The 8335-nt window shown below is 59.2% G+C and carries 5 protein-coding genes; all 5 read left to right on the top strand.

Features of this window, described 5'->3' with window-relative positions:
- The first annotated feature begins 606 nt into the window (after positions 1 to 606).
- Genes mutS through queA form a run of 5 tightly spaced genes read left to right on the top strand, consistent with a single transcriptional unit; the run spans position 607 to position 8121 of the window.
- A complete protein-coding gene (gene mutS / locus L248_RS05595) occupies positions 607 to 3318 on the top strand; it encodes a DNA mismatch repair protein MutS (protein ID WP_022529154.1) in 2712 nt (903 codons plus the stop codon).
- A gap of 34 nt (positions 3319 to 3352) precedes the next feature.
- Positions 3353 to 5329 (top strand): DNA mismatch repair endonuclease MutL, encoded by a 1977-nt coding sequence (mutL, locus tag L248_RS05600; protein ID WP_022529155.1) that lies wholly within the window; start codon positions 3353 to 3355, stop codon positions 5327 to 5329.
- A gap of 51 nt (positions 5330 to 5380) precedes the next feature.
- A complete protein-coding gene (gene ruvA, locus L248_RS05605; RefSeq protein ID WP_022529156.1) occupies positions 5381 to 5989 on the top strand; it encodes a Holliday junction branch migration protein RuvA in 609 nt (202 codons plus the stop codon).
- A gap of 24 nt (positions 5990 to 6013) precedes the next feature.
- Complete coding sequence (gene ruvB, locus L248_RS05610) at positions 6014 to 7045, top strand: Holliday junction branch migration DNA helicase RuvB (protein WP_196811999.1); 1032 nt, start codon at positions 6014 to 6016, stop codon at positions 7043 to 7045.
- Complete coding sequence (gene queA / locus L248_RS05615; protein WP_051999869.1) at positions 7045 to 8121, top strand: tRNA preQ1(34) S-adenosylmethionine ribosyltransferase-isomerase QueA; 1077 nt, start codon at positions 7045 to 7047, stop codon at positions 8119 to 8121. The genes ruvB and queA overlap by 1 nt, the downstream gene beginning before the upstream one ends.
- Positions 8122 to 8335: the final 214 nt, after the last annotated feature.

The following is an 8335-nucleotide window of genomic DNA, read 5'->3' on the forward strand; positions in this document are numbered from 1 at the left end:
TGGCCGGCACAGCTTTGGGCCTTTTTGACAAAGTACGTCAAAAGTCTCAAAGTCTGGCCTTGGTCTAAGCGGTCAAAGACCGACGCTAAGACCATTTGGCCACTGACGCCCGTCAGCCTCCGGGCCCAAATCGCCTACATCCTACTCGATCGTAAGATCTTGGTGCCACGACGTATTCGCCGGAGGTGCCGCCCGGACTTTCGTACTTTCAGGCGACTGCTACCACGAACGTGGAGGAGGCTGCCGGTGTTTCGTGGCGAGCGGGACATTTCAAGTCTCCGAGAATGTAGGGTGACGAAGGGCGGAGCAGATGGGGGCTCAGTGGTGAAATCATTCTTGGCGGCTTTGCCGCCTAGAATGAGGCCGGTTTTTGAGACTTTTAGCGCTCTTTGCTAAAAGGCTCAAAGCCGTGCCCACCACGTTCCAGCCCCCAATCTGCGCAGCCCGTAGTCACCTGGGCCAGCGCCAGACACTAACCTGCCTCCCAATCTGCGGAGAGACTTCACTCCCCCTAGCAGAGAGAGCCAAACCCGCTCACGAGGCCCATTTTGTGCTATCATGTAAGGTACATTTTAGTAGAACGAAGTAAGCCAAAAGGAGCAGATCATGGCCAGTAATTCCAAGCAAACGCCGATGATGCAGCAATATTTCGCCATCAAGAACCAATACCCCGATGCCTTCCTGTTTTATCGGATCGGGGATTTTTATGAGCTCTTTTACGATGACGCCATCAAAGGCTCGCAGATGCTGGAGCTGACTTTGACGTCTCGCAATAAGAGTGTCACGGACCCGGTACCGATGTGCGGGGTGCCGCACCACGCGGTCCAAAGCTATATCGACATTCTTGTCGACAAAGGTTACAAAGTCGCCATTTGTGAACAAATGGAGGATCCCCGGCTGGCCAAGGGCATGGTCAAGCGGGCGGTGATCCAGTTGGTCACCCCCGGTACCCAGATGCCGGACAGTCCTGGCAAGCGTCAGGACAACAACTTTCTCACCGCAGTGGATGAAAAGGGCGGTCAGTACCACTTTGCCTACACCGACCTCTCCACCGGGGAAGTGTGGGTGACCACTCTGGCCAGCATCGACGATGTGCAAAACGAGATGCTCGCGCTGCAGACCAAGGAAGTGGTGGTGGCACCGCATCTGCCAGACGACTTGGCGGCGGGGTTGAAGAAATTGAATATTTTGGAGTCCCCCCAGGAGCTGCCCGAGACGTCAGCGGAAGTCAGTTACGTCCGGCAGGATGCCGCCAACGATGGGCAGAAACAAGTCTTGGCCCGGCTGGTGGGGTACCTTTTGGATACGCAGAAACGGGCGCTCGCCCATTTGCAGAAGGCCGTCGTTTACGCCCCCAGCCAGTTCTTGCAGATGGACCACGACGCCATGGCTAACCTGGAACTGACCGCGGCCCGACGCGACGGCAAGAAGCACGGCTCCTTGCTCTGGGTGCTGGACGAGACCCGCACCGCCATGGGCGGCCGACTGCTGAAGCAATGGTTAGAGCGGCCCCTTTTGTCAGTGAAGAAAATCACTGCCCGTCAAGATAAGGTGGCCACGTTAGTGGGCGACTATTTCCAGCGCAGCGCGCTGCAAGACCAGCTGACCAAGGTGTATGATCTGGAACGGCTGGCTGGCCGTATTGCCCTGGGCAGTGCCAATGGCCGTGATTTGCTGCAGCTCAAGGCCTCGCTGGAGCAGGTCCCCGGCATCATGGACACCTTGAAGCAGCTGAAGGGGGACAGCTTCACCGCTTTTCTTAAAGGGATGGACCCGGTACCGGAAGTGGCCGCACTGATTGGCCGGTCCATCGTGGACGATCCGCCCATCTCAATCACGGAGGGCGACGTCATTCGTGACGGGTATAACGACCAGTTGGACCAGTACCGGGATACGATGCACCATTCGAAGCGCTGGATCGCCAATCTGGAAGCCCAAGAGCGCCAGGTGACCGGCATCCACAACCTGAAGATCGGTTACAACAAGGTCTTTGGTTACTACATTGAGATTACCCGGGCGAACTTGGATAAAGTGCCCGCTGGCCGGTACGAGCGCAAGCAGACCCTGACGAACGCCGAGCGCTTCATTACCCCGGAGCTGAAGGACCAGGAACGGCTGGTACTGGAAGCGGAGGAGCATTCCACCGCGCTGGAGTATAAGCTATTTACTGAGGTCCGGGGGGAGATTCAGAAAGAAATTCCCCGCATCCAGCAGCTGGCGGCCCAATTAGCGGCCCTGGATGTTCTGCAGGGCTTCGCCGTTATCGCAGAACAATACCATTACGTCCGGCCCACCTTCGTCGAACACAAGCAGGACCTGCACATCGTCAACGGCCGGCATCCCGTTGTCGAGAAAGTACTCGGGCCCAATCAATACGTTCCGAACTCCGTGACGATGGACCAGGACACGGATATTTTGCTCATCACCGGCCCGAACATGTCCGGGAAGTCGACCTATATGCGGCAGCTGGCACTGTCCGTCATCATGGCCCAGTGCGGCAGTTATGTTCCGGCCGAGAAGGCCCAGATGCCGCTGTTTGACCACATTTTCACCCGTATCGGCGCCGCCGATGACCTGTTGTCCGGCAATAGTACCTTTATGGTTGAAATGATGGAGGCTAACGATGCGCTGATCCACGCCACGCCCCGCAGCCTGATCCTTTTTGACGAGATTGGCCGGGGGACCGCCACCTATGACGGCATGGCGTTGGCCCAGGCGATCATCGAGCACATTCATAACCACGTCGGGGCGAAGACACTGTTTTCTACCCACTATCATGAACTGACCCAGCTTGCAGACACTTTGCCGAAGCTGAGGAACGTCCATGTCGGGGCGGCGGAAGAAAATGGCCAGCTGGTCTTTCTGCACAAAGTGGAGCCCGGTCCGGCCGATAAGTCCTACGGGATCCACGTGGCCAAACTGGCCGGACTACCGGAGCCGGTGATTCAGCGGGCAGATGTGATCTTGCAGGAATTGGAAGGGAAGAAACGGTCCGTGCCGGCACCCGCCACCGTGAAGCAGGCGGTGCCCATAGTGGCGGAGACCGCCACCCCGGTTAAGCAGCAGGCGACTACGGACGCAGCTGGGAACACTGCTCCAGCCAAGGAGAAACACGCCGAACAACAGCTGGCACTCTTCCAGCCGCAGACGGTGGCCTTGCCCGATTCGACGAGTCAATATATTGTGGATGCGTTAAAGGACTTGGATATTGGGCACATGACCCCGATTCAGCTGATGAACCAAGTCGACGCTTGGCAGCAGAAACTGCGCCGGGACGCCAAAAAGCAGCAAAAGCGCGGCACTGACCGTGCGCACTAAAATAGATTAACTCAGAAGAAAGGAGCGCGTCTGCATGGGCAAAATTCATGAACTATCGACCCAAGTCAGCAACCAGATTTCTGCCGGGGAAGTGATCGAACGCCCGGCTTCAGTAGTCAAGGAACTCGTCGAGAATTCCTTGGATGCTGGTGCCAGTCAAATTCGCATCCAGGTCAAAGACGGCGGCATGAGTCTGATTACCGTCAGCGATAACGGCAGCGGCATTGCCAGCGACGATATTCCGCTGGCTTTCGCCCGCCACGCCACCAGCAAGATCGTCACGAGTGCCGACTTGTTCAAGATCGGCACCCTGGGTTTCCGCGGCGAAGCCCTGGCGTCCATCGGGGCGGTGGCCAAAGTCACGATGACGACCAGCACCAAGGACGGCCTGGGCGACACAGCCGTAGTTGAAGGCGGCGAGATGGTTAAGCGGGAAAAGACCAGCCAGCCCCAGGGGACCACGATCACGGTGCGGGACCTGTTTTACAATACGCCGGCCCGGCTGAAGTACATGAAGTCCGTCCAGACTGAGCTGTCGCACATTGCGGACATCGTGGACCGCATCGCCCTGGGCCACCCCGATATTGCTTTCACCCTGGTGAACGACACCAAGACGCTCTTTGCCACGGTGGGCAACAAGGACTGGCGCCAGACCATCGCCGCGATTTACGGCAATTCCGTTGCCCAGGCGCTGCTCCCCATTTCCGGGGACACGCTGGACTATCAGGTGCACGGGTATATCGCCAAGCCGGAGGTGACCCGGGCGTCGCGGAACTTCATTTCTCTCCTGATCAACGGCCGTTACATCAAGAACTATGCCTTGAACAAGGCGTTGATTGAGGGTTACGGGACCAAGCTGATGGTCGGCCGCTATCCGGTGGCTGTGGTGGCCATTCAGATGGACCCGCTGCTGGTGGACGTCAATGTGCATCCCACCAAGCAGGAGGTGCGGCTGAGCAAGGAAGAAGAGCTCACCGACCTGCTCACCAAGCTGGTGGCGGAGCAACTGGGCACCGCCCGTCTGGTGCCCAACGCACTGACGAATCTCGGCTCCCACTCCCGGCCCAGCTCCCCCCAGATGCAGCAGTGGGCCGACCTGGCCAATGAACTGGATTCAATCAGTACCCAAGACAGAAAGCCGTCGGCAGCCGCCCCGGCCGATCCGGTCGTCAGTGAAGAGACCACGCCCGTGGCCGCGACCGCTACGGCCCACGTTACCACCGCTGCCTTCATCGCCCCCGGGGCGTTACACCCTGAAGACGTGTCGGCGGATTCGGCCAAGCTCGCGGCGTGGGATGCCCGGGTCGCCAAGGACCATCCCGCTTTGGCGTTTTCTGCCGGTTCCCAGCCCCAGACCGCCGAACAGACCGCGCTGGTGGACAACACCAACACCCCCGCCAAGCGTTTCCCCCAGCTCCATTATCTGGCCCAGGTGCACCGTACTTATCTGCTGGCCGAGGGGGAAGACGGGTTCTACATTCTGGACCAGCACGCGGCGCAGGAACGAGTGAACTACGAGATGTACCGGGAGAAAGTCGGCCACTTGCAGCCAGACCAGCAGACGCTGCTCGTCCCGCTGATCCTGGACTATTCAGCCGCGGACTATTTGGCCATCAGTCAGCACCTGACTGACTTGGCTAAGGTCGGTATTGACCTCGAACCGTTCGGTGACAACTCGTTTGTCGTGCATTCCCACCCGGCGTGGTTCGCTCAGAAGGATGTGGAACCGATGATCCGCGAGATGATCGACTACTTTCTCACTGACCACACGCTGAGCCTGGCCAAGTTCCTGAATAAGGCGACCGCCTTGATTGCCTGCAAGGCTTCCATCAAGGCGGGTATGACGATCAGTCAAGCCGAGGCCCAGCGGCTGCTGGACGACCTGCGGGAATGCGAGAATCCCTTCAACTGCCCCCACGGCCGGCCGACGATGACCCACTTCAGCGACCAGAACCTGGCGCGCATGTTCAAGCGTATCCAGGATTCCCACCATGCGTGGGGCGGGGCGTAACGCACAGATGTTTGTGTTAGACTAATAACAGAGAGAAAAGAGGGGACTGCCATGTACGAATTCTTCACCGGCACCGTCGCCGCTGTGCATACGGATTACATCGTGCTGGCGGTCCACGGGGTCGGCTACAAGCTCATCGTACCCAATCCTTACCGCTTCACCAGCGGTGCGGAAAACGTTACGGTCTACGTCGAACAGACGCTGCGCGACAACATCGGCTTGACACTGTACGGGTTCGCCGACTTGGATGAGAAGGTCATGTTCCAGCACTTGGTCAGTGTGACCGGTATTGGGCCCAAGTCGGCCTTAGCCATTCTGGCCACTGGCGATGCCGCGGCGCTGGTCCAAGCCATTCAAGAGAATGATGTGAAGTATCTGACCCACTTCCCGGGGATTGGGAAGAAGTCCGCCCAGCAGATCATCTTGCAGCTGGCGGACCGCTTAACGCCCACGGGCAAAACGGTGCCGGCCCACGCCGCAGTGGCCGATCCAGCCGCCGTCAACGACCCGCCGGCCTTGCGCGATGCCTTGGCCGCGCTGCGCACCTTGGGCTACAGCGACAAGGACGTGACCCGGGTCGCCAAGAGTTTGCGGACGGCCGCCGCTCAGTCCACGGATGACTATATCCGCACGGGCTTGAAGCTGCTCACCCGCGCCTAATGCGAACCATGAAGAAAGGGGGATGTGCCTGTGACTGAATCTGACCGAATCGTCGATGCCGATGCTAATAATAACGAAGATGCCGCCGATATGACCTTGCGGCCAACCCGGCTGGCTGATTACATCGGCCAAGACGCCCTGAAACACCAGCTGGCCGTCTTTATTCAGGCGGCCTTAGCGCGCAACGAATCGTTGGACCACGTCCTCCTTTATGGTCCGCCGGGACTGGGCAAGACCACACTGGCGGCAATCATCGCCAATGAAATGGGCGTCCATCTGCGCCAAACCAGCGGGCCGGCGATTGAGAAGAGCGGCGATTTGGTCGCCCAGCTTAACGAACTTCAGCCTGGCGACGTCCTCTTCATTGATGAGATCCACCGGCTGCCGAAACCGGTAGAAGAAGTGCTGTACTCTGCTATGGAAGATTTCTATATCGATATCGTGGTGGGGGAGGGGCCGGCCGCGCACCCAATCCACTTCACGCTGCCGCCCTTCACTTTGGTGGGGGCGACAACCCGCGCGGGGCTCCTTTCTGCCCCGTTGCGGGACCGCTTCGGGATCAGTATGCATATGGCGTACTATAGTACCAAGGAGCTGACCCAGATCGTCAACCGCTCGGCCCATATTTTCGGTCTGACCATTGATGCCCAAGGGGCCGGCGAAATCGCCCGGCGGTCCCGGGGGACCCCGCGGATCGCCAACCGGCTGTTGCGGCGGGTACGGGACTTCGCCACTGTCAGCGGCGATGGGACCATTACCCAGGCCGTTGCCGCGTCGGCTCTGACCCAGCTGCAAGTCGATGACTTGGGGCTGGATACGCTGGACCGCAAGATCCTGCACCTGATGATCGACCATTACGCCGGCGGTCCGGTGGGGCTGAAGACCATCGCCGCCAATGTGGGCGAAGATGAACAGACTGTGGCCGATATGTACGAACCGTTTCTCATGCAGCGCGGTCTGCTCATGCGGACACCGCGCGGGCGGGTCGTCACCCCGCTGGCTTATCAGCACCTGGGCTTGACACCCCCATCACACAATATGGATTTGGAAGTGTAATTTTGCTCTCGACAGAAGACTTTGATTATGATTTACCCCAAGAACTGATTGCCCAGACCCCGCTCCCCGAGCGGGACGCCTCCCGGATGCTGGTCCTCGACACCGCCACCGGCGAGACCACCGATAAACATTTCTACGACATCCTTGACTACGTTCATCCGGGGGATGCCGTGGTCATGAACGACACCCGGGTGATGCCCGCGCGGCTCTACGGCATCAAGCCGGAAACCGGCGGCCACGTGGAGGTCTTATTGCTGAATAACCCCCAGGGCGACGATTGGGAAGTGCTGATGAAGCCGGCCAAGCGCATCCACGTCGGCACCGAGATCGACTTCGGCGACGGCCTGCTCAAGGCGACCGTCACCGAGGAACGGGATGAAGGCGTGCGGATGATCCGCTTCAGCTACGACGGCATCTTCATGGAGATTCTGGATAAGCTGGGAGAAACCCCGCTGCCGCCATACATTAAGGCGAAGCTCGACGACCCCGAGATGTACCAGACCGTCTACGCCAAGGAAGTCGGCTCAGCGGCGGCCCCCACAGCCGGCCTGCACTGGACCAAGGAACTGCTCCAGAAGGTCCAAGACAAGGGCGTCAAGCTCGTCTACCTGACCCTGCACATCGGCTTGGGCACCTTCCGCCCCGTATTGGAAGAAAATGTCGAAGACCACAAGATGCACTCCGAGTTCTACCGGTTGACCCCGGAAGCGGCAGCTACCCTGAATGACGTCCGCGCCAAAGGTGGCCGCATCATCGCCACCGGGACCACCGTCATCCGCACGCTGGAGTCGATTGGGACCAAGTTCGACGGCGCCATCAAAGCCGATTCGGGCTGGACGGATATTTTCATCAAGCCCGGGTACCAATGGAAAGTCGTCGATGCGTTCATCACGAATTTTCATCTGCCCAAGTCCACCCTGGTCATGCTGGTCGCTTCTTTCACCGGCCGGCACATGATTCTCAATGCCTACCAGCACGCCGTGGCCGAGAAGTACCGCTTCTTCAGCTTCGGCGACGCCATGTTCATCTACAACAGCCAAAACCCGCATCCGCTGCCGCTGCACGAGATGGACTGAGACGGGGTAGTGTCCGGCGCTGGCCCGGGTGGCTACGGGCTGCGCAAATTGCGAGGCAGGTTAGTTTCTCGCGCTGGCCCGGGTGACTCCGGGCTCCGCTGGCGGGGGCTGGAACGTGGTGCGTCGACTTTAAGCCAAATGCAAAGAACGCATTTGGCTTAAAGCTCGCCGTTGGCCTAAGCGGTCAAAAACCGACCGCTAAGGCCAATCTCAC

The organism is Schleiferilactobacillus shenzhenensis LY-73, from assembly GCF_000469325.1.
Classification (GTDB): Bacteria; Bacillota; Bacilli; order Lactobacillales; family Lactobacillaceae; genus Schleiferilactobacillus; species Schleiferilactobacillus shenzhenensis.

What these genes read in the sequence shown, in the direction of transcription:
- mutS (WP_022529154.1), top strand. Translation starts at nt 607, where the DNA reads ATGGCCAGTAATTCCAAGCAAACGCCGATGATGCAGCAATATTTCGCC.
- mutL (WP_022529155.1), top strand. Translation starts at nt 3,353, where the DNA reads ATGGGCAAAATTCATGAACTATCGACCCAAGTCAGCAACCAGATTTCT.
- ruvA (WP_022529156.1), top strand. Translation starts at nt 5,381, where the DNA reads ATGTACGAATTCTTCACCGGCACCGTCGCCGCTGTGCATACGGATTAC.